The sequence below is a fragment of the Solibacillus sp. FSL H8-0538 genome (assembly GCF_038003525.1).
Lineage (GTDB): Bacteria > Bacillota > Bacilli > Bacillales_A > Planococcaceae > JBBOPI01.
The window spans coordinates 1,189,892-1,209,829 of sequence record NZ_JBBOPI010000001.1; the positions used below are offsets into that span (position 1 = coordinate 1,189,892).

Annotated in this window: 24 protein-coding genes; 15 read left to right on the forward strand and 9 right to left on the reverse strand. The window is 40.1% G+C overall.

The annotated features are described in order from the left end of the window. Positions 1-17 precede the first annotated feature (17 nt). Together MHH87_RS05445 and MHH87_RS05450 are read left to right on the forward strand one after the other, a co-directional pair. Positions 18-770, forward strand: a complete 753-nt coding sequence (locus MHH87_RS05445; RefSeq protein ID WP_340748313.1) for a prepilin peptidase — start codon at positions 18-20, stop codon at positions 768-770. Positions 771-1,475: 705 nt separating this feature from the next. Beyond that, a complete protein-coding gene (locus tag MHH87_RS05450; protein WP_340748314.1) occupies positions 1,476-2,171 on the forward strand; it encodes a gamma-glutamyl-gamma-aminobutyrate hydrolase family protein in 696 nt (231 codons plus the stop codon). Positions 2,172-2,293: 122 nt separating this feature from the next. Here the strand turns inward: MHH87_RS05450 and lexA are convergent, their stop codons facing one another. Further along, complete coding sequence (gene lexA / locus MHH87_RS05455) at positions 2,294-2,914, reverse strand: transcriptional repressor LexA (protein ID WP_340748315.1); 621 nt, start codon at positions 2,912-2,914, stop codon at positions 2,294-2,296. A gap of 166 nt (positions 2,915-3,080) precedes the next feature. On the opposite strand from lexA, the gene yneA reads away from it, so the two are divergent. From yneA to tkt, 4 genes are all read left to right on the forward strand, one after another. Continuing rightward, positions 3,081-3,416, forward strand: a complete 336-nt coding sequence (gene yneA, locus MHH87_RS05460) for a cell division suppressor protein YneA (RefSeq protein WP_340748316.1) — start codon at positions 3,081-3,083, stop codon at positions 3,414-3,416. Then, on the forward strand, positions 3,416-4,075 hold the full coding sequence (locus tag MHH87_RS05465; RefSeq protein WP_340748317.1) for a YneB family resolvase-like protein: 660 nt from the start codon (positions 3,416-3,418) through the stop codon (positions 4,073-4,075). Before yneA ends, MHH87_RS05465 begins: the two co-directional genes overlap by 1 nt. A 66-nt stretch (positions 4,076-4,141) precedes the next feature. Continuing rightward, positions 4,142-4,381 (forward strand): DUF896 domain-containing protein, encoded by a 240-nt coding sequence (locus MHH87_RS05470; RefSeq protein WP_340748318.1) that lies wholly within the window; start codon positions 4,142-4,144, stop codon positions 4,379-4,381. A gap of 280 nt (positions 4,382-4,661) precedes the next feature. Next, positions 4,662-6,656, forward strand: a complete 1,995-nt coding sequence (gene tkt, locus MHH87_RS05475; RefSeq protein ID WP_340748319.1) for a transketolase — start codon at positions 4,662-4,664, stop codon at positions 6,654-6,656. A gap of 143 nt (positions 6,657-6,799) precedes the next feature. On the opposite strand, the gene MHH87_RS05480 is transcribed toward tkt, so the two are convergent. The 5 genes from MHH87_RS05480 to MHH87_RS05500 all read right to left on the reverse strand — a co-directional run bounded on the left by MHH87_RS05480 (position 6,800) and on the right by MHH87_RS05500 (position 10,203). Then, positions 6,800-7,432 carry a response regulator transcription factor gene (locus MHH87_RS05480; RefSeq protein WP_340748320.1) on the reverse strand — a complete coding sequence of 211 codons (633 nt, stop codon included), beginning with the start codon at positions 7,430-7,432 and terminating at the stop codon, positions 6,800-6,802. Beyond that, positions 7,425-8,453, reverse strand: coding sequence for a sensor histidine kinase (locus tag MHH87_RS05485; protein WP_340748321.1), 1,029 nt, complete (start codon positions 8,451-8,453; stop codon positions 7,425-7,427). Before MHH87_RS05485 ends, MHH87_RS05480 begins: the two co-directional genes overlap by 8 nt. Beyond that, positions 8,450-9,127: a cell wall-active antibiotics response protein LiaF gene (gene liaF, locus MHH87_RS05490; protein WP_340748322.1), complete on the reverse strand. Its 678-nt coding sequence runs from the start codon at positions 9,125-9,127 to the stop codon at positions 8,450-8,452. The genes MHH87_RS05485 and liaF overlap by 4 nt, the downstream gene beginning before the upstream one ends. Positions 9,128-9,197: 70 nt before the next feature. After that, positions 9,198-9,830 (reverse strand): PspA/IM30 family protein, encoded by a 633-nt coding sequence (locus tag MHH87_RS05495; RefSeq protein WP_340748323.1) that lies wholly within the window; start codon positions 9,828-9,830, stop codon positions 9,198-9,200. Positions 9,831-9,849: 19 nt separating this feature from the next. Continuing rightward, entirely contained in the window at positions 9,850-10,203 is a 354-nt protein-coding gene (locus MHH87_RS05500) for a lmo0954 family membrane protein (protein WP_340748324.1), read from the reverse strand. 214 nt (positions 10,204-10,417) lie between these two features. Between MHH87_RS05500 and MHH87_RS05505 the strand changes: the two genes are divergently transcribed. The 5 genes from MHH87_RS05505 (at position 10,418) to MHH87_RS05525 (ending at position 13,652) form a co-directional block, all read left to right on the forward strand. Then, positions 10,418-10,639, forward strand: coding sequence for a YneF family protein (locus MHH87_RS05505; RefSeq protein ID WP_340748325.1), 222 nt, complete (start codon positions 10,418-10,420; stop codon positions 10,637-10,639). 172 nt (positions 10,640-10,811) lie between these two features. After that, a complete protein-coding gene (locus MHH87_RS05510) occupies positions 10,812-11,609 on the forward strand; it encodes a transporter substrate-binding domain-containing protein (protein ID WP_340748326.1) in 798 nt (265 codons plus the stop codon). A gap of 143 nt (positions 11,610-11,752) precedes the next feature. After that, positions 11,753-12,412, forward strand: coding sequence for an amino acid ABC transporter permease (locus tag MHH87_RS05515; protein WP_340748327.1), 660 nt, complete (start codon positions 11,753-11,755; stop codon positions 12,410-12,412). A 17-nt stretch (positions 12,413-12,429) separates the two neighbouring features. Continuing rightward, positions 12,430-13,170 carry an amino acid ABC transporter ATP-binding protein gene (locus MHH87_RS05520; protein ID WP_445683116.1) on the forward strand — a complete coding sequence of 247 codons (741 nt, stop codon included), beginning with the start codon at positions 12,430-12,432 and terminating at the stop codon, positions 13,168-13,170. An 11-nt stretch (positions 13,171-13,181) separates the two neighbouring features. Continuing rightward, positions 13,182-13,652, forward strand: a complete 471-nt coding sequence (locus MHH87_RS05525; protein WP_340748329.1) for an S-ribosylhomocysteine lyase — start codon at positions 13,182-13,184, stop codon at positions 13,650-13,652. Between the two features lie 225 nt (positions 13,653-13,877). Here the strand turns inward: MHH87_RS05525 and MHH87_RS05530 are convergent, their stop codons facing one another. Next, complete coding sequence (locus MHH87_RS05530) at positions 13,878-14,840, reverse strand: alpha/beta hydrolase (protein ID WP_340748330.1); 963 nt, start codon at positions 14,838-14,840, stop codon at positions 13,878-13,880. A gap of 194 nt (positions 14,841-15,034) precedes the next feature. Between MHH87_RS05530 and MHH87_RS05535 the strand changes: the two genes are divergently transcribed. Beyond that, positions 15,035-16,216 carry an acetyl-CoA C-acetyltransferase gene (locus tag MHH87_RS05535; RefSeq protein ID WP_340748331.1) on the forward strand — a complete coding sequence of 394 codons (1,182 nt, stop codon included), beginning with the start codon at positions 15,035-15,037 and terminating at the stop codon, positions 16,214-16,216. 69 nt (positions 16,217-16,285) lie between these two features. After that, positions 16,286-16,546 carry a YqkE family protein gene (locus tag MHH87_RS05540; RefSeq protein ID WP_340748332.1) on the forward strand — a complete coding sequence of 87 codons (261 nt, stop codon included), beginning with the start codon at positions 16,286-16,288 and terminating at the stop codon, positions 16,544-16,546. Between the two features lie 31 nt (positions 16,547-16,577). Here MHH87_RS05540 and MHH87_RS05545 read toward each other — a convergent pair whose 3' ends face one another. Next, the gene (locus tag MHH87_RS05545; protein ID WP_340748333.1) at positions 16,578-17,063 is read right to left on the reverse strand and encodes a VanZ family protein; all 486 of its coding nucleotides are present in this window, start codon (positions 17,061-17,063) and stop codon (positions 16,578-16,580) included. A 5-nt stretch (positions 17,064-17,068) separates the two neighbouring features. Further along, positions 17,069-17,959, reverse strand: coding sequence for an aldo/keto reductase (locus MHH87_RS05550; RefSeq protein WP_340748334.1), 891 nt, complete (start codon positions 17,957-17,959; stop codon positions 17,069-17,071). Between the two features lie 87 nt (positions 17,960-18,046). Between MHH87_RS05550 and MHH87_RS05555 the strand changes: the two genes are divergently transcribed. Together MHH87_RS05555 and fur are read left to right on the forward strand one after the other, a co-directional pair. Continuing rightward, a complete protein-coding gene (locus MHH87_RS05555; protein WP_340748335.1) occupies positions 18,047-18,610 on the forward strand; it encodes an NUDIX hydrolase in 564 nt (187 codons plus the stop codon). Between the two features lie 828 nt (positions 18,611-19,438). Continuing rightward, positions 19,439-19,894, forward strand: coding sequence for a ferric iron uptake transcriptional regulator (gene fur / locus MHH87_RS05560; RefSeq protein WP_340748336.1), 456 nt, complete (start codon positions 19,439-19,441; stop codon positions 19,892-19,894). Positions 19,895-19,938 lie beyond the last annotated feature (44 nt).

Consider the following 19,938-nt stretch of genomic DNA (forward strand, 5'->3'; position numbering starts at 1 on the left):
AGTTAGGAGCGTTTACCATGGAAATTGCCTATACCGTTTTTGCGTTTATTTTTGGTCTCGTTTTCGGCTCATTTTATAATGTAGTCGGCTTACGTGTGCCAAAAAAGGAGTCAATCGTCTCGCCTCCATCGCACTGCACAAACTGTAACAGGCGACTGACCGCTCTGGACTTGATTCCTGTTTTTTCATACCTATTTTTACGAGGAAAATGCCGTAACTGTGGTGTGAAAATATCACCAATTTATATGGTTACCGAGCTTGGTACAGGGGTACTGTTTGCCTTTGCTTATTGGCAAATTGGATGGCAGCCAGAGCTTGCAGTCGCACTGTTATTTATTTCACTGTTGGTCATTATTAATGTGTCCGATATTGCATATATGTTAATTCCGAATAAGATTTTGCTGTTCTTTGCGCCACTCCTTATGATTGCACGCATTTTTGCACCGCTCGATCCGTGGTGGGATAGTGCGCTCGGAGCTGTCATTGGTTTTGGTATCTTGTTGCTGATCGCCATTATTTCAAACGGTGGCATGGGCGGCGGCGACATTAAGCTGTTCTTCGTCATCGGATTAGTGCTCGGGACGATGCATACCTTACTAACATTATTCCTCGCTTCCGTCATTGGTATGGTAGTCGGCATCATTGTTTTAAAAGTGCGCGGCCAAGGACGAAAAACACCTGTACCATTTGGACCGTCTATCGCATTAGCAGCCGTTCTTGTTTATTTTTACGGAAATTCGATTGTGGATTGGTATTGGCGTTTCTTTTAATCTTGTTTTAATTTTAGCTAGTGGATAATTTTTACTGAAAAATGCAAATTGACCAAATGAACATACGACATAACCGCAAATAAGTGCCAGTGACACTTAATATCAGATAAGTTGTATCTCAATTCTACCAATTGAGACAAATCGCGTTTAAAACATCCATCTCTCGAAAACAGGGTGAGAAAATTTCCTTTCTAATGAGATAATAAAGGGGATTTTTAAATCACCACTAGAAAAACAATAATGAAAATTAATTAGCTGTAAAAAATCATCTGTCATGGCGACACAGGAATTTTTACATGGCCTTTTAGTAAATAATTTAGTTATTTCCTTTATGAGGAGCAATATAGAAATGGTTCCTCTGCAAGTTGAAGTTAAAAACCAAATTATTAACGTGCGCTTGTGCTTATTATTAATAGATTACCGATTTAATTCTATATTTCATGTGGTATATATTGTTATAGTAGTAATGTAGAGGCTCATCACCAAAAGTCGGGGATGACAATAAAAGTAGAATGATTGTTGATTGGAGTGGCGGCTGGCGACTCCTAGGGGATTAGCGTTCTAGATGAGACCCTGGACTGAGCGTAGCGAGGGAAGCGGCTCATCGAACGCCCCCTGGAAAGCGTCCAGCCAGAACGAAAATCAACCCCAAGATACGGTGTTGAACTAACATAGAGGTAATAATCATAAAAAAGAGGTGGTATTATGAAGCCGATAATCGGTGTCACGATGCATACGGGAGACGGAAAATTTGAAATAAATAATGCCTATGTCAAATCGATTGAACAGGCAGGAGGCATTCCATTTTGTTTACCGCTCATTAACGAAGCAGATGTAGGGCGCATTTTAGATAAAATTGATGGACTACTGCTAATTGGCGGGCATGATATTGACCCTTATTTGTTCGGACAGGAACCGCACCCGAAGCTAGGAGTGTTTTTTATACAGCGTGATGCTAGCGATATTCGCATAGTAAAGGCTGCTTTTGAAAAGCAAATGCCGATTTTTGGGGTTTGTCGTGGTCATCAAGTACTAAACGTCGCTTTTGGAGGCACGCTCATTCAGGATATTAATTCGCAGCTAGAAAATGTGCATGCGCATCGACAATTATCTGGGCGCCAGGAACTAACGCATTCTGTTAAAGTAACAGGAGAGAAACTTAGAGAAATTTTTGGGGAATCGACAATCCGTACGAATTCATTTCACCACCAAGCTGTTGATGAATTAGGTGAAGGTTTGGTTGAAGCAGCGGTTGCTTTAGATGGTGTGAATGAGGCCATTGAGCATAAGGACCACCCATATTGCATTAGCGTACAGTGGCATCCTGAGGAGTTAGCAGCAACAGGGAATGAATTAGCTCAAAAGTTATTTAGTAGCTTTATAGAGGCATCAAAAAAATAAAAGCAGGCAAATCCGTAAATGGATTTGCCTGCTTTTTAACGCTATCTAGGCATTCGCGCACACACTTGAGGTCGGCCAGCGCTTATCGGGTGTTAACCGGCGCAAATGCACCAATCTTTTTATTAATGAACGCGGCGGTATAAGCCGACTACTTTACCTAAAATCGTTACTTGGTTTACTAAAATCGGGTCCATTGAAGAGTTTTCTGGTTGCAGACGGAAATGCGTTTTTTCTTTGTAGAAACGTTTTACCGTTGCTTCATCATCCTCAGTCATTGCAACAACAATCTCACCGTTGTTTGCTGTAGAACTTTTTTTCACGATTACATAGTCACCGTCTAAAATTCCAGCCTCAATCATTGATTCTCCCATAACCTCAAGCATGAATAATTCATCCTCTGAGCTACCATACGTATCCGGTAGTGGAAAATACTCCTGAATATCCTCGATTGCAGAAATCGGTACCCCGGCAGTTACTTTCCCGATTAATGGGACATGGATAACGCCTTGCTTTGGTACTGAACTTTCATCCTGATCTAATATTTCAATTGCGCGGGGCTTTGTAGGGTCGCGACGAATAAGACCTTTACTTTCTAAACGAGCTAAATGCCCGTGGACAGTTGAACTTGAGGCAAGACCTACAGCTTCACCGATTTCACGAACTGATGGCGGATAACCTTTTGAACGAACTTCCTCTTTTATAAAAGCTAGAATCGCTTCTTGTCGTTTTGATACTTTTGTCAACTTGCTCACCTCTCTAATCTATGTAGTCTAATTTTATTAATAATAGTATAACAGTATGCGAACACAAAAGCAAACATAGGTTCGAGAAAAGTGTTGACAAAAACATGTGTTCGCTTTATTATGAGAACATACATTCCGAACAAACATTCTAAAGGGGTCGAATTTGATGAAGTGGTTGCAAGAAAATAGCGTAGTATCAATGTTTTTAGCGTTTTCTATTGTTTTTATTACATACATCTTAGTGACAGACGAACATATAGCACAATACGAACAAATTGAAATCGAACACGGTGACACTTTATGGTCGTTAGCCGATCAATATCGTGGTAAAATGACAAAGCAAGATTGGATTAGTTATGTTACAAAAGAAAATCATCTGACGAGTGAACATATAGTCATTGGGCAGTCTTTATCTGTTCCAGTAGAAAAGGAATCACAATATATCGTTCAGCAATCCAGTCCTGACGAACACCATTCAGTAAAAGTAGCGAGTGAGAAATAATGAAAAACAATAATGAGGCTGTATTATATTGCCGTGTCAGTACAGAAAAACAAACCCAAGAGTCATCGTTAGTACGCCAAGAAGAAGAACTGTCTCGTTACGCAAAACAGTTAGGCTATAACGTCGTGAACATCTTCAAGGATCAGCAAAGCGGCTATGATGTAGACCGCGAAGGCTTACTTGATATGATGGATTATATGAAGGCAAATGCCATCCATGCGTTATTTGTGCAGGACGAGACGCGTTTAGGGCGCGGGAATGCACGAATGGCCGTTCTTCATTTATTACAAAAAAATGATGTGACCGTTTTTTCATTAAATGAAGCGGGACCATTAGCATTAAATGAAATGGATACGATGTTACTAGAAATTTTAGCGGTTGTGGAGGAGTACCAAAGAAGACTTCACAACGCAAAAATTCGTCGTGGTATGAGACGCGCTGTAGAAAACGGCTACAAACCCGAGGAAAACTTAAAAAACCGTGGCAATTTAGAAGGCCGTGAACGAATTGAAGTGCCAATTGAAGAGATCGTCAATTTGCGTCAAAAGGGCCTCACATTTTTAGAAATCGCTAGCACCCTATCAGGACTCGGCTATCAAGTCAGTAAAGCGACCATTCACCGAAGATACACTGAGCATATTGAAAGACTTGAAGAGTAAACACTTGCACTTCAAGTCTTTTTCTCATACCTTTGTATTATTGCAATTATGAAAGGTGAGACAAATATGTTATCAAAAGAAAAACTTGCTCGTATTAATGAACTTTCGAAATTAGCTAAAGAAGGTAAATTAACAGAAGAACTAGCAAAAGAGCGTACAGCGCTGCGCAAAGAATATTTAGATGTTTTCCGTACAACGATGCGTGACACAATCGAGCACGTTAAAGTAGTCGACGAAAAAGGCAATGATGTAACGCCGGAGAAAGTAAAGCAAGTAAAAGCGCAAAAAAATCAGTTATTAAACTAAGGGCTCCGCGCGATAATCTGTTTTTGCTTTTAATAATGAACAATGAAAAGTGCTTCGTCGTAGCAAAAACCTTAGCCGTAGCACGATGTGTGTCAAACACGGAAGCTACCACAGCCAATAACTCCAATAGAGGTTTTTATTAAAATTTCGATTAATATGGCACATTTTTAATTAAGTATGACATATTTAGCAAAACGTTAAAGGAAAGCATTGTTTTCTTGTACAAACTTGACTAAACTGTATTAAGAACAATATATAGCACGAGAAAGGATGTCACAAAATGACACAACACGTGGATCAATTAGCAATTAACGCTATCCGTACTTTATCAATTGATGCAATCGAAAAAGCAAACTCTGGTCACCCTGGACTGCCAATGGGTGCCGCTCCTATGGCTTATACTTTATGGACAAAACAATTACGCCACAACCCACAAAACCCTAAGTGGTTTAACCGCGATCGTTTCGTACTTTCAGCAGGTCATGGTTCGATGCTTTTATATAGCCTATTACATTTAGGTGGTTATGGTTTAGAGATGGAAGAGATTAAAAACTTCCGTCAATGGGATTCAAAAACACCAGGTCACCCAGAGTATGGGCACACTGTAGGGGTGGAAGCAACAACGGGTCCACTTGGTCAAGGGATTGCCATGTCTGTCGGTATGGCAATGGCAGAGCGTCACCTTGCAGCTACTTATAACAAAGCAGGTCTAGACATTGTTGACCACTATACATTCGCACTTTGCGGCGACGGCGACTTAATGGAAGGCGTAGCGGCAGAAGCTATTTCTTTAGCAGGCCACTTACAACTTGAAAAATTAATCGTACTTTACGATTCAAATGATATTTCACTAGATGGTGATTTAGAGAAGTCATTCTCTGAAAACGTACAAAAACGTTTCGAATCATACGGCTGGAACTACTTAAAAGTACAAGACGGCAATGATGTAGATGCGCTTAATACTGCGATTGAAAATGCCAAAAAATCGTCAGACAAGCCAACATTAATCGAAATTAAAACAGTAATTGGCTTTGGTTCACCAAATAAATCAGGCAAATCTGATTCTCACGGTGCACCACTTGGAACAGACGAGGTTGTTTTAACAAAAGCAGCTTACGAATGGAACCACGAGCCATTTGCAATTCCTGCAGAAGTATATGATACATTCAACGCAGCAGCAGAAGTTCAAGGTGTACAAGCAGAAGCAGCTTGGAATGAAAAATTCGAAGCGTATAAAGCGGAATTCCCAGAACTAGCTGCACAATTTGTGAACGCAATGAACAATGTCTTACCAGAAGATTTCGCTTCAGAGCTTCCTGTCTATGAAGCAGGTAAATCTGTAGCAACACGTAGCTCTTCAGGTGATGCAATTAATGCAATCGCATCGAAAACACCATCATTCTTTGGTGGTTCAGCTGACCTTGCTGGCTCAAACAAAACGACGATTAAAGGCGCTGGTGATTTCTCTGTAGAAAATCCAGAAGGCCGTAATATTTGGTTTGGTGTACGTGAGTTCGCAATGGGTGCTGCAATGAACGGGATGGCCTTACACGGTGGTGTGAATGTATTCGGCGGGACATTCTTCGTCTTCTCGGACTATGTTCGTCCAGCAGTACGTTTATCTGCTTTAATGGGCTTACCTGTTACGTATGTATTCACACATGACTCAGTTGCTGTAGGTGAAGATGGTCCAACGCATGAGCCAATCGAGCATTTAGCAGCATTACGTGCAATGCCGAACCTTTCAGTAATCCGCCCAGCTGACGCAAATGAATCAGCGGCAGCTTGGAAATTAGCGGTATCTTCTAAAAATGTGCCAACTGTTTTAGTATTATCTCGTCAAAACTTACCAGTACTTGACGCAACAATTGAAACAGTTTATGACGGAGTAGAAAAAGGTGCTTACGTTGTATCTCCAGCTACAAAAGAAGTAGCGGATGCAATTCTAATCGCAACAGGTTCAGAAGTGGGCTTAGCTGTAGAAGCGCAAAAAGCATTGCTAGTTGAAGGCATTGATGCATCAGTCGTTTCGATGCCTGCAATGGACCGCTTTGAAAAACAATCAGCAGAATACAAAGAATCAGTATTACCGAAAGCAGTGACAAAACGTCTTGCAATCGAAATGGGTTCTTCATTCGGCTGGCATAAATATACTGGCTTCGAAGGTGATGTACTTGCAATCGATACATTCGGCGCATCTGCACCAGGCGAGTTAGTAATTGAAAAATATGGCTTTACAGTAGAAAACGTAGTAGCGAAAGTAAAAGCATTATAACCCAAAATAAAAAAGGAATCTTGTCAACGCTGACGAGATTCCTTTTTTTGCGATAAAACGCTACTATTAAGGTAAAAATACCATCTTGTTCAAATTGTTCATACGTATACGTACGCTCAGACATATATATAATCTCCATTTAACTACTTCACTAACCCATTTTGAAACGCATAAACAACCGCCTGAGTACGGTCCTGGACATCGAGTTTACCTAAAATATTACTCACATGTGTTTTTACCGTTTTTAGTGCGATGAATAGTTCTGCTGCAATTTCTTGGTTGGCTAAACCGCGTGCCATACATTGTAGTACTTCCATTTCACGCTCGGTTAATAGCTCGTGAAGGGAAATCGTCGTACCAGAACGCATACGCGACATTACTTTTGTGGTCACCTCGGGCTCGAGTACCATTTCACCATCCATTGTTTTTCGAATAGCGTTAGCAATTTGTTTTGCGTTGGATGTTTTTAAAATATAACTAACCGCACCAGCTTCGAGGGCAGGGTATACTTTGTCATCATCTAAAAAACTTGTGACCATCATGACCTTTGCTTCAGGCCATTGACTTAAAATTTCAGCAGTTGCCTCGGCTCCGGTCATGATGGGCATCACATTGTCCATCAATACTACATCTGGTCTCAATGCGAGCACCCGTTCAACCGCTTCTAACCCGTTTGCTGCTTCACCAACGACATCAATATCCGGCTGGGCAGAAAGGTACGCAGAAACGCCGATGCGCACCATTTCGTGATCATCTGCAATAAAAACTTTAATCAAGCTGTTCGCCACCTTTCGTTATTGGGACTTTAACTTCGACAATGGTCCCTTCATTTGGAACAGAAACAATTTTGTATGTGCAGCCTATTTCTACAGCGCGTTCTGCAATATTTCGAAGACCGTAAGAAGCAGATTTATCGCCTTCTGCTTCAAATCCTAAACCATTATCTTGAATCCGCAAAATCGCTTTTTCATCGCGTTCAACAAGTAATAGCTCCACTTCGCTAGCTTTTGCGTGACGAAGTGTATTGGACAGTGCTTCCTGCGCGATGCGGAATAAATGATCTTCCTCGGCTTTTGAAAGCGCGATTTCCTCTAGCTGATAGTCAATTTTAAAATACACTTTTTCCTGAAGTTCTACGATTAAATCTTCCAGTCCTTCCGCAAGTGTTTTGTTGCGTAGCGCAATTGGGCGTAAATGCAGGAGCAGGGCGCGCATTTCAAGTTGTGCTTGCTGGACGACTTTTTCTACTTGTGTTAGTTGTTTTTTTGATGTCTCCGGCTGTTCTTGTTCGGTTAAGGCAGATAACATCATCGAAGCTGCAAAAAGTTGTTGGGAAACAGAGTCATGAAGCTCACGTGCGAGTCTTTGGCGTTCTGCAACGAGACGTTCCTGGACGATCGCATCATTTGTTTCGACTTTTTCATTCGTTAAGCGCTGTAGGGACGTGCGCTGCGTTTCAATTAAGTCACTGGCATTGGTTAGCGCTTTTTTTAAAGGGCGGGGAACGCCTCTTTTTATGGGACCTGTAAAATCGGGCTCTACTAATTTTTTAACATAACGCGTCGTCGTGGCTTCACGCATTTTCATGGCGCCACTCATCCATGTTGAGATCAAAAAGGACAAAATTCCAATGAGTAGTAGGCAGATGAATAAAATGGGCATCGATTCAATGTTTTTATCCACTAATATCGACCATGTCTTTTCGGTTGGTTCACCTAATAGCAACACAAGAACGATAAATGTCAGCGTAAAAAGCATGAAAAATAGCGTGATAAAACGGCCAATAAATGAAATCATGCGCGCTGTACCTCCACATCACCAATCCACGTCGCCACATAAATAACGAGCTCGCGTTTTGCATTAAGATCGCCATCCTCAAACTGTAGCTGTTCGTTAAATAGACGTTTTGGTGCAGCTCGTAAGCAAGTCGCTTCACCGTAAATCGTAGTATAGTGCAAGCGTACAGGCACCTCATACGGAATAATGACGCGCACCTTACCAAGGGCTTGCTGAATCGAAATAACGGATTTTCCAACAGGTAAAATCGTCTGCGTCGCGTCAATGGTAATATCCCCTATGAAACGTTGAATTTGAACATCCTTCCATTTGTACGCATCAAGTGGGGAAGACGTTGTACCAATTAATGTAGCTTGCTGCACATCAGCTTGTAACGGTTCCTTATTTAGTTCAATTACTTCAGCTGATTTTTTCTGTAGTTTATATAGTAAGTATATGAGTAAGCCAATTACGAAAAGGCGTAGTGTCCATAAGCTAAGAAGGGCGAACAGCATTAAAATAATACCAATCCAAAACATCGTCCGTTTCGACTTTTTGACACCAAAATAAGTAAGACCTGCCCCGAAAATTAATAGGAACACGCCACCATTATTGAAAATGGTTAGTTCGACTAAGACGATTAACAAAAAGCTAATGACGAGAAATGACAGCTGATCCGTCGAAAATTTAGTCAAGTAAGGCCCCTCCTTTTTAACGTTAGAAAGGGAGAAAGCATAGCGCTTCCTCCTCCTCAATAGTATAGCATTATTTGCCTAGTTCAATAGCTTTTGATGTGCCTTCTTTTTCTAGTTGAGCTAGGCGTGTTTCGAATGTTGTTACTTCGTATTTTTTATCGATTTTTTGTGCAAGCTCATCAATATAGTTGGATAGTTCATCAAAGTTTGATTCATTGTTTGACGTCAATACTTTATCCATTTGATGATGTGCTCGTGTTACATTTTCTTTGCCCATCAGTTGCAGCTGACGAACTTTCATATCTTTAATTTTATGCTTCATCGTTTCAAATTTACGTTCAAGTTCAAAATATTCTTGAGTACTCGCATTTATACTAGATAGAAGCTCAGACTTACGCACTGTATATGCTGCGACCTCTTCATTCGCAAAGGCAATTAAATCCGCTTCACCGCTCGCCGTTGCAAGTGCTAACTGTGACTCGCGTTTTGCTAGCATTTCTTCCGTTTGTTGCAGCTGTGTTTCTAGTTCTTTTTTCAATTGACTTTGGCGCGCTAGCAGTTTTCCTGTTTGTTCCGTTTGCTTTTCCGCCTCGCGGATATACTGATTTAGCAGGGAAATCGGATTTTTTTGCTCCTTTTTATCAAATAAGTCATGTAAATCCGCCTGAATTGTATACTTGAAACGTTGAATTAAGTTTTTCATTGTAAATCGCTCCTCTACATTATTTTGATAATTTTGCCCATTCTTTTTCAAAGTTTGTGAATGGATCGTTTTCATGTTCACTTTCGACAATAACTTCATCGCCTTTGACGTTCCAGTTTTTGTAAATGAAGTAAAGAATGGCGATTGCAACTAAGCCGATAAATCCAGGTGTGTTCGATAATGCACTCATTAATCCTGCTAGTGCTAGAACAATGCTCATTACTTTACTGAAAACAGCTGTGCTTTTCGTGTAGTAATGTAAGCCTGCAGCTACGAGCAATCCTGAAATGATCAGACCCGCTACAGGTAATAAGGCAACGAGTGCAATTAGTGCAGCGAAGGCGCCTATTGTAAATAAAAGAAACTTTTTCAAATGTTTCATCCTCCTTGTTAGTGATGTCCTTATCGTACCTTGACTTGTAATTTTCGGTAATGACCTATTACTGTATCTTTCACTAGGTCTAGAGGCGTAGAGCACGTAAGCCTTTTTCATAGAAATTAATAATAGAAACGTTATACAATTTAGTGTATAATCCATTTTGGAGAGTTTTTCTCGGTATATCGCACGTGGAGGAGGTAGGACATAAATGAATTTATGGCTTGGAATTGTATTAATTATCGTGGCTTTAATCGGAGGCGCAGCACTAGGTTTCTATATCGCTCGTCAATATATGATGAAATATTTAAAAGAAAATCCACCAATTAACGAACAAATGATTCGAGTAATGATGGCTCAAATGGGACGTAAACCATCAGAGAAACAAGTTCGTCAAATGATGGCTAGTATGAATAAAGTACAGGATAAATAAATAATTAATCAAAGGTTATCGGATGCATGATGTTTCATTCTGCATTAGGTAGCCTTTTTATTTTATTTAACATAAATTTCTTAGAAAATACTGTTGATTTATTGACGTAGCCATGTAATACTATAAAACATATAAAAGAACTAGGATTTAGAATCTAGAGGGAGATGGTAAGATGAAAAAATTATTAACAGGTTTATTTCTTGGATTGTCAGTATTACTAGTCGCATGTAGCTCAGATGAATCTGACTCATCAAGCGCAGAGCAACAAAATAAATTACAGCAAATCAAAGAGGCTGGTGTGATTACAATTGGCTTGGAGGGTACATTCCCACCATTCAGTTTCCATGATGAATCAGGTGCATTAACAGGTTTTGAATATGAAATAGCGGATCAAATTGCGAAAGATTTAGGTGTAGAAGTAAAATATGTGGAAACAAAATGGGATGCATTAATTGCAGGGTTAGATACAGATAAATACGATTTCGTTATTAACAACATTTCGATTACTGATGAACGTAAAGAGAAGTATGATTTTACGATTCCGTATATGAGATCTGTAGCGAAACTAGCGGTTCATACTGATAGCGACATTCAATCGTTAGAGGATTTTGCAGGTAAAAAAGCCGCACAAACGATTACAAGTAACTTCGCACAAGAAGCAATTGATTTAGGTGCAGAAGTAGTACCTATGGACAATTTAACAAACTCAATCGAACTTGTATTACAAAAACGTGCGGATGGTACGATCCATGATCAAGTAACGTTCTTAACATTTTTAAAAGAACAAAAAGATGCACCTCTTCGTTTAGTAGAAGGGGAAGTAAGCTCAACAGACATCGCCTTAATCTTAAACCAAAATAATGAAGAGTTTCGTGAAGCCTTAAATGACATTATTAAAAAGCGTAGCGAGGATGGAACGTTTGCAGCTATCTCTGAGAAATACTTTGGTGATAACATTATTTCTCAATAATTGAAGGCAATCAATCGGCAATCAAAGCCGATTGATTTTTCTTTAGTGGATAAGAAAGTATAACTTTCTCATCCACATAAGTAATGATATCAACTCGCCCTATTTTGGTCGAGTTGTGTTTTTCTAAGGAAGGGATGACCAATATGAGCCGTGAACTCGAAATTATTTTACAATCCATTTGGCCGATTTTGAAGGCGGGATTACTCGCAACGATTCCACTTTCACTCATTTCATTTGCAATTGCATTGGTTATTGCTGTTATTACAGCATTAATCAAACTATCTAACTTTAAAATTTTAAAATTCATTTTTAGTACATATGTATGGATTTTCAGAGGGACACCGTTATTAGTTCAATTATTTATCGTCTTTTACGGCGTACCAAAAGCAGGCATTACACTAGATGCCTGGACCGCAGCCATCATTACATTTTCATTAAATACAGGGGCGTATGCATCGGAGTCCATTCGAGCTTCGATTTTAGCAATTCCAAAAGGGCAGTGGGAGGCAGCCGAATCACTTGGCATGACTTATTGGCAAGTACTACGCCGCGTCATTGCACCACAAACTGTGCGTATCTCGCTACCGCCAATTACAAATAATTTTATTGATTTAGTAAAGGGTACTTCACTAGCGGCAAGTATTACGATTACGGAAATGTTTATGATTGGTCAGCAAATTACCGCACGTACATATGAACCGCTTGCGATTTACAGTCTTGTTGCAGCATTGTATTTAGTCATTTGTACCGTGTTAACGTATGCGCAAGGCAAATTGGAAAAATCAGCATCTAAATATATTTAAGAAAGGGTGTGGACGACATCGTAGTATTTCAAGAAATGAATAAATATTTTGGTATTCAACACGCACTTAAAAATATTTCACTACAGTTTCATCGAGGTGAAACAACGGTGATTTTAGGTCCATCAGGTTCTGGGAAATCAACGCTATTACGTTGTATTAATTTACTTGAAATCCCACAATATGGTACATTAGAAGTAGGGCAAGTAAAAGTGGATTTTGCCAAGATGCTAAGTCAAAAGGATAAGCTAGCTATTCGACAAAGTACAGCTATGGTATTCCAGTCCTTTAATTTATTTCCGCATCTGAACGTGCTAGAAAACGTTGTCGAAGGACCAATTACAGTTTTAAAAAAAGATAAGAATAAAATGCTAGCAATGGGAGAGCAGCTACTTACAAAAGTAGGGCTCGCGCATAAAATGGAAAGTTACCCCTCGCAGTTATCAGGGGGTCAACAACAACGTGTGGCAATTGCAAGAGCGCTGGCTATGGAGCCGACCTTTTTGCTATTTGATGAGCCGACAAGCGCACTTGACCCTGAACTTGAAGGGGAAGTATTAAAGGTGCTGAAAAAATTATCCGAAGAGGGTAAATCTATGATTATTGTGACGCATAACTTGAACTTTGCTAGAGAAGTGGCAGACCGAATTTTATTTTTAGAAGACGGTGACATTGTATTTGATGGCGAGACTGAAGCGTTTTTCGCGAATCAAAAGAATGAACGGATTACAGCATTTATTCAATCAATGCAATTTATTTAGGAGGAACTATAATGAAAACTGAGAAAACAAATGTTGAAAGTTTTGATTTAGATCATACGAAAGTAGTCGCACCTTATGTTCGTTTAGCAGGCACAAAAACAGGAGCGCATGGCGATGTTGTGACAAAATACGATATCCGCTTCAAACAGCCAAATAAAGCACATATGGAAATGCCGGCGCTTCATTCACTGGAGCATTTAATGGCAGATCGTATTCGCAACTATTCAGACCTTGTAGTAGACCTTTCACCAATGGGCTGCCAAACAGGCTTTTATGTATCATTTTTAAACTATGATGACTATGAAGGAATTTTAGATATTTTAGAAAAAACAACAAATGAAGTACTTGCTGCAACTTCTGTACCAGCATGTAATGAAGTACAATGCGGCTGGGCGGCAAGCCATAGCTTAGAAGGTGCTCAGGCGCTTGCACAAGAATTTTTAGAAAAACGCGCAGAATGGCATATTGTTTTCGAGGATTAATTCGCGTACACATATGTTTTAATAAACCATACATTAAAAGTTCGATTTCAAATTTGAAATCGAACTTTTTTTGCGGGCATAAGGAAGCGAAACTTACCCATCCACATAAGTAAGGACATCAACTAACCCTATTTTGGGCGAATTGTTTTCTTTGAGGGTGAACGAAAAATAAAGGGCATTCAATGCATTTATTTTTGCATGAATCCCCTTATTGGTTGGTGTACATTATGATGCAGGTTCCTCCCCATCATCCATAAAGCCACCAGAGTTTGGTACAAATTGATAAAGAAACTCCTTTACCAGTAGCTCATATTGTTCAGGTGATTCATTAAATGACTGAGCATGACCGCCTTTATCAAAAAGGAGTAACATTTTTGGGTCTGGCTTTAATTTAAATAGATCTTCTGCCATTTCATAAGGGATGAATTCATCTGGGATGCTATGAATAAATAATACGGGTTTTTTAATATGCTGCACTACTTCTTTCGGTGTCACACTTCGTAAGGAATAGCCGTCACGTAAACGCATAAATAAATCGCTAATAGGAACCGCCGCACGGAAATTAAACGAAATCGTGTGCTTGATAATTAGGTATAGCAGCTCTCTGAAATCCGAGAAGGCACAATCTGAAATATAAAAATTCCCTCCATCATTAACTGTCCCTGCATATAAAAGGGTAGTGGCTGCGCCCATGGATTCACCGTGAATTCCTAAGAGGGCGTCCTCACCTATTATTGAACGGATCTCTTGAACAACTGCCCCTAAGTCAAATTTTTCATAATAACCATAGCTAGTCGTCTTCCCACCTGAATCGCCATGTCGACGATGGTCATACACAACCATATTAAAGCCGAGACGTTCAAACATGCGCGCGTATTTTACAGAGTTTATTTTATTTTCAGTAACACCATGACAAATGATAATCGTATTTGTCGTTTCGAGCGGCTTCAAAAAAATCCCTTTAATCGTATAGCCATTTGGTGAAGATATCGAGAGCTCCTGCTTAGGGCACTCGTTATACCACACCTCATCAAAACGTCTTGCTTTTGTTTCGCGCTCATAAACAAAGGTAGGGTCTTTTGGTTTAATATACATCAGTCGATTGGTGAGCAAAATCCCTGATATAGCAGTTACAGTAGCTAAAATTGTAGTGGCAATACTAGAAAAAAACACAATTTTCTTTTTCAATCGTTTCACCTCACAATCAAAATATAATATTTTTTTATTATTTTCCCCGATAAAATTGATATAAAACATCAAAGAATACCAACTTAAAACCTCTAACATAAATTATTTAAATATTTGGTAAAATTATCTTGAGGGCGCCGTTTATAGAGTGATAGACTTGTATTACAAAAGGATTGGAGAAAAGGGGAGAGAATATGACACAAGAAGTAGTAATCGTCAGCGCAGTGCGAACAGCTATAGGTTCGTTCCAAGGGGCTTTGAAGGATGTGGCAGCACCAGTACTTGGTGGGATTGTCATTAAGGAAGCTGTAAAACGAGCGGGTATTGAGCCAGAACTTGTTGATGAAGTGATTATGGGGAATGTACTAGCTGCAGGTCTTGGTCAAAATCCAGCACGTCAGGCATCGATTCACGCTGGGCTGCCGCATGCTGTCCCGGCATTAACCATTAATAAAGTATGTGGGTCAGGATTAAAGGCCGTTCATTTAGCAGCGCAGGCCATCGCAGCAGGAGACGCAGACATAGTCGTTGCAGGTGGCTTTGAAAATATGAGTCAAGCACCGTACGTCTTAAAAAATGCACGTGAAGGGTTTCGTATGGGCGATCAAAAGGTTGTTGATACAATGATTCAGGACGGTTTATGGTGTGCATTTTATAATTATCATATGGGAGTAACGGCAGAAAATCTATGCGATGCGCACAACATTACACGCGAGGAGCAGGATGCCTTTTCAGCCCGTTCTCAAGCCCGTGCAGCAGCGGCGATTGAAGCTGGCAAGTTTGAAGACGAAATTGTACCAGTAGAAATTCCGCAACGTAAAGGAGAGCCGGTTATTTTTGCAAAGGATGAGTACGCCAAGCCAGAAACAACGGCAGAAAAATTAGGTTACTTGCGTCCGGCATTTAAAAAGGATGGCTCGGTAACAGCAGGTAATGCATCTGGTATTAATGATGGGGCAGCAGCGGTAGTTGTAATGTCAAAGCAGCGAGCATTTGAGTTAGGTTTAACACCGCTCGCAACACTTGTGGCAAATGCAAGTTCAGGTGTAGATCCGTCTATGATGGGTATTGGGCCAGTGCTCGCAGTAAAAAAAGTACTAGTAAAAGCGAAAGTCACACTCGATGATATTGATTTAATTGAAGCAAATGAAGCGTTTGCGGCACAATCAATTGCAGTTGATCGCGAATTAGGGTTTAATCATGATAAACTAAATGTGAACGGGGGAGCGATTGCACTTGGTCATCCTATTGGTGCGAGTGGTGCCCGAATTTTGGTGACACTACTTCATGAAATGCAAAAGCAAGACGCAAAGTCCGGTCTTGCTACTTTATGCATCGGCGGCGGCCAAGGTGTAGCAACAATCGTTCAACGTTAATTTAACTACATTCAGCGGGCACACAAACACCGGCTGCATGAGGCGAATTTGATAGAGAAGGTGAACGACATGGGGAAAAAGAAAAAACAAGGGCAAAAGCAAGCGGCAATGCCTAAAAATGAAACGACAGAGCTACTCACATTAAAAGATCAATTAGGCGGCGACGTGTTAGCTAAGCTAAAGGCAGCAAAGCAATCTCTCGTTGCAGAAGTGCAAGCGCAAGAGGAAGAACGTCAAGCCCGACTTGTCTTTGAACGCAAGCAAAAGGAAAAAAATATGAGTTTTGAAGAGCTATTAAATAATTACGGCGATCAAGGTTCTAAATTTTAAAGTAAAAAAAGCTGAGTCCGCGATTGCAGACTCAGCTTTTTGAATTATAGGAAGGTTTCCACCGATGCTTCAATGCAAAAAAAATTTTTACTACGAGTATAAATGTGAAAGCTCCGGCTGTATCAATTAGTACATCATCAAAAATACCAGTGCGCCCTGGTTTGTAGGATTGACGAATTTCATCAAAGCTTGCCAATATAATAACCGAGATAATCGCGAAAATACTTGATGGACGCCAGCATAGTTTTCGGTAAAAGAAAAAGAAAATTAGGGCAATAACGCCGTAACCAGTAAAATGTGTCGCTTTACGAATTAAAAACTCAAGAAAATAATAATAGCCACGCGTTTCAACGGATAAGGTTTCTCCCCAATAGGTTACTTCGATTTTGCTGAGTAATTCTTCAAACGGTTTATTTTGTAGTAACTCCCTTAAAGCAGGGACAATCGTTTGTTGTTGGTACGTCATATTAGATGCAAAGGCGACGACAGCTAACGCTATTATGACGAGAAAAAGCATTTTTTTCACCGATGATCGGTATAAATGTCTTGTTTTGTAAATTGTTTAATTTGTGCAATGTCGCCGAGTTGCTGTAATTGACTGTATGAGTTTAAATTCATCTGTAATTGTTCCTTCGTCCGTGCACCAATAACGGTAGATGCAACTGCTTCAAATTGTAAATTAAATGCAAGTGCTGCCGTATGTACATCGCCAAATAGTTCCTCTAGCTGCAGGAGTACATATTGTGCTTCCTTCTCAGAATAGCTCATATACGGCTGTAAACGAGTTTTCCATTCAGCCGTTAGTAAACCTTTCGCAATCGAACCGCGCGTCACAACCGAAGCACTAGCTGCCTCAATGGTACTAAACCATTCCTCTGCGCGCTGATCGAAAATATTAAACTGCATCATATTGCTCACAGCATGGCTTTCTTGTAAAAATGGCACAAAAACATTCGGACGAATCGAAGAGATCCCGTATTCGCGAATGAGCCCGTCCTTTTTTAAGTCGTCAAATGTCGCAATGATTTCCTCCCACGGATCATCAATTGTGCCACCGTGAAGCTGGTATACATCAATATAATCTGTTTGAAGTCGTCTTAAGCTTTCTTTCACGGCTTCTTTAATATGTGCAGGAGAAGGATCCCACGACCAACCGTCCACGCAGTCCTGCCAACGATTTCCGACTTTTGTTGCGAGGATGATGTCATGGCGGTGAGGTTTTAGGATTGCACCGACAACCGCTTCATTTTCTCCTTTATCGTATAAATCTGCTGTATCAAAATAATTAATACCTGCATCAAGTGCTGCCGCAATGACTTCGCGTGCATCCGCCGTATTGGACGGTAAGGACATGCAGCCTAGGCTTAACTCGGAAATAGTAAAATTACTGTTACCGAGATTTCTTTTTTTCATCTACAATTCCTCCAATGTGCTTGCTTCGAAATATTCCATTTCTAATGGTACAATGAAATCAATCATAACGACAAGTGAGGAAGCCAAATGAAAAAATTTGAGGAAAAAACTATTACATCGAATACTATTTTTACAGGGCGTGTCATTTCATTAAAAGTAGACGAGGTTCAATTACCGAATGGCAAGACGAGTAATCGAGAAATTATTAATCATCCAGGTGCAGTTGCAGTCATTGCGATAACGGATGAAGGGAAGCTATTAGTAGTTGAGCAGTACCGAAAAGCAATCGAACGTTCAATCATTGAAATTCCTGCTGGGAAATTAGAGCCGGGCGAGGCACCTGCTGTCACTGCACGCCGTGAATTAGCAGAAGAGACAGGTTATGGTTGCGAGGAACTTACATATATTCAAACCTTCGTTACCTCCCCTGGGTTTGCAGATGAAGTGATTCATCTTTATGCGGCACGAAGATTATTTGTTTTAGAGGAGCAAGCGCAGTTAGATGAAGATGAATTCGTAGAGCTAATGGCCGTGACAATTGAGGAAGCAGAGGCAATGGTGGCGGATAAGCGTATTTTTGATGCAAAAACAGCCTTTGCTGTGCTCTGGATGAAAATGCAACACCTATCAAATTCGCCCCAGCGAAATTGACGTCCAGATTTTGAATTGTGCATGGGCATGGGCCTGCACGATGCAGGTCAGTTAGCCGTTGTCGTATGGATGCGACGAATTTAGGCTAACATCATTGACCCCTTTCAAAATCTGAGACATCCGCCGGAGGCTATAACTTCATTCAGCCGGCGTTGGGACGCCAGCTGAATGAAGTTATAGTTTTTTTTTTGCATATGCGTGGTGGACGAGCATAAGTTGTATGGACGAGGAGGGTGTTCATATATGCGAAAAACTATGTACGTGCAATATGCGACGATGATAGCGATCTGTTTTATGAGCGGAGTCGCGTGTTATCAATTATTTGAACTACAAGAAGCGATGCAAGTTATTAAGTGGGCAGACAGTCGCTTATTGACACTTGAGAAGCCATCCATTCTAGCGAGTGCATTACCCGTTTTTCTATCCATTATTATTGTACTATTTTTTTCAACCCATTCGTTTCTAGCTATATGTGCGCAAATTTTTGTTGGAATTAAAATCACTTTTTTCGGCTTTAGCTCCGTTTTTTTGCTCGTCCAGCACAATTCAATAAAGTTATATGGGCTTTGGTGGTTCCCTTTTCAGCTAATTTATTGTATTTTACTAATAGTGCTATGTACGAATATCAGTACAAAGAATAGTACAAGGGGTTTCGGACATAGAATGAGGAAAGGTTATTCACTTAAGAGAGTTTTAACTATTATACTTATCATACTGATCGTGTTTATTGCAGAAATCGTCGCAATATCGTACGTATTTATATGAATCATTAACTTGTAAACAGATTTACTCATTTGGTATAATTAAATAAGTATAGGGGGGCGTCGCATGGAGAGCCGAATAGATCGAATAAAAAAACAATTGCATAGTGCTAGCTATAAGCTGACGCCACAGCGAGAAGCGACAGTGGCTGTTTTACTAGAGCATGAAGAGGACCATTTAAGTGCCGAAGATGTTTACTTATTAGTAAAAGATAAGGCACCTGAAATAGGGCTGGCTACAGTGTATCGTACACTAGAGCTTTTAACGGAGCTGAAAGTTGTCGATAAAATTAATTTTGGTGATGGGGTATCACGCTATGACCTGCGTCAAGAAGGCGCAATGCATTTCCATCATCACTTAGTTTGTATTGAATGTGGTGCAGTAGATGAAATACAGGAAGACTTACTAGAAGACGTAGAAGTTATCGTAGAAAAGCGCTGGAATTTCATTATTAAAGATCATAGACTAACATTTCACGGAATTTGCTGGCGTTGTCACGACAACGATGGAGACAGTAAATAAGCGGAAGTATAAGTAGCAAGAAAAAAGCAGCTGAGGGGCTGTTT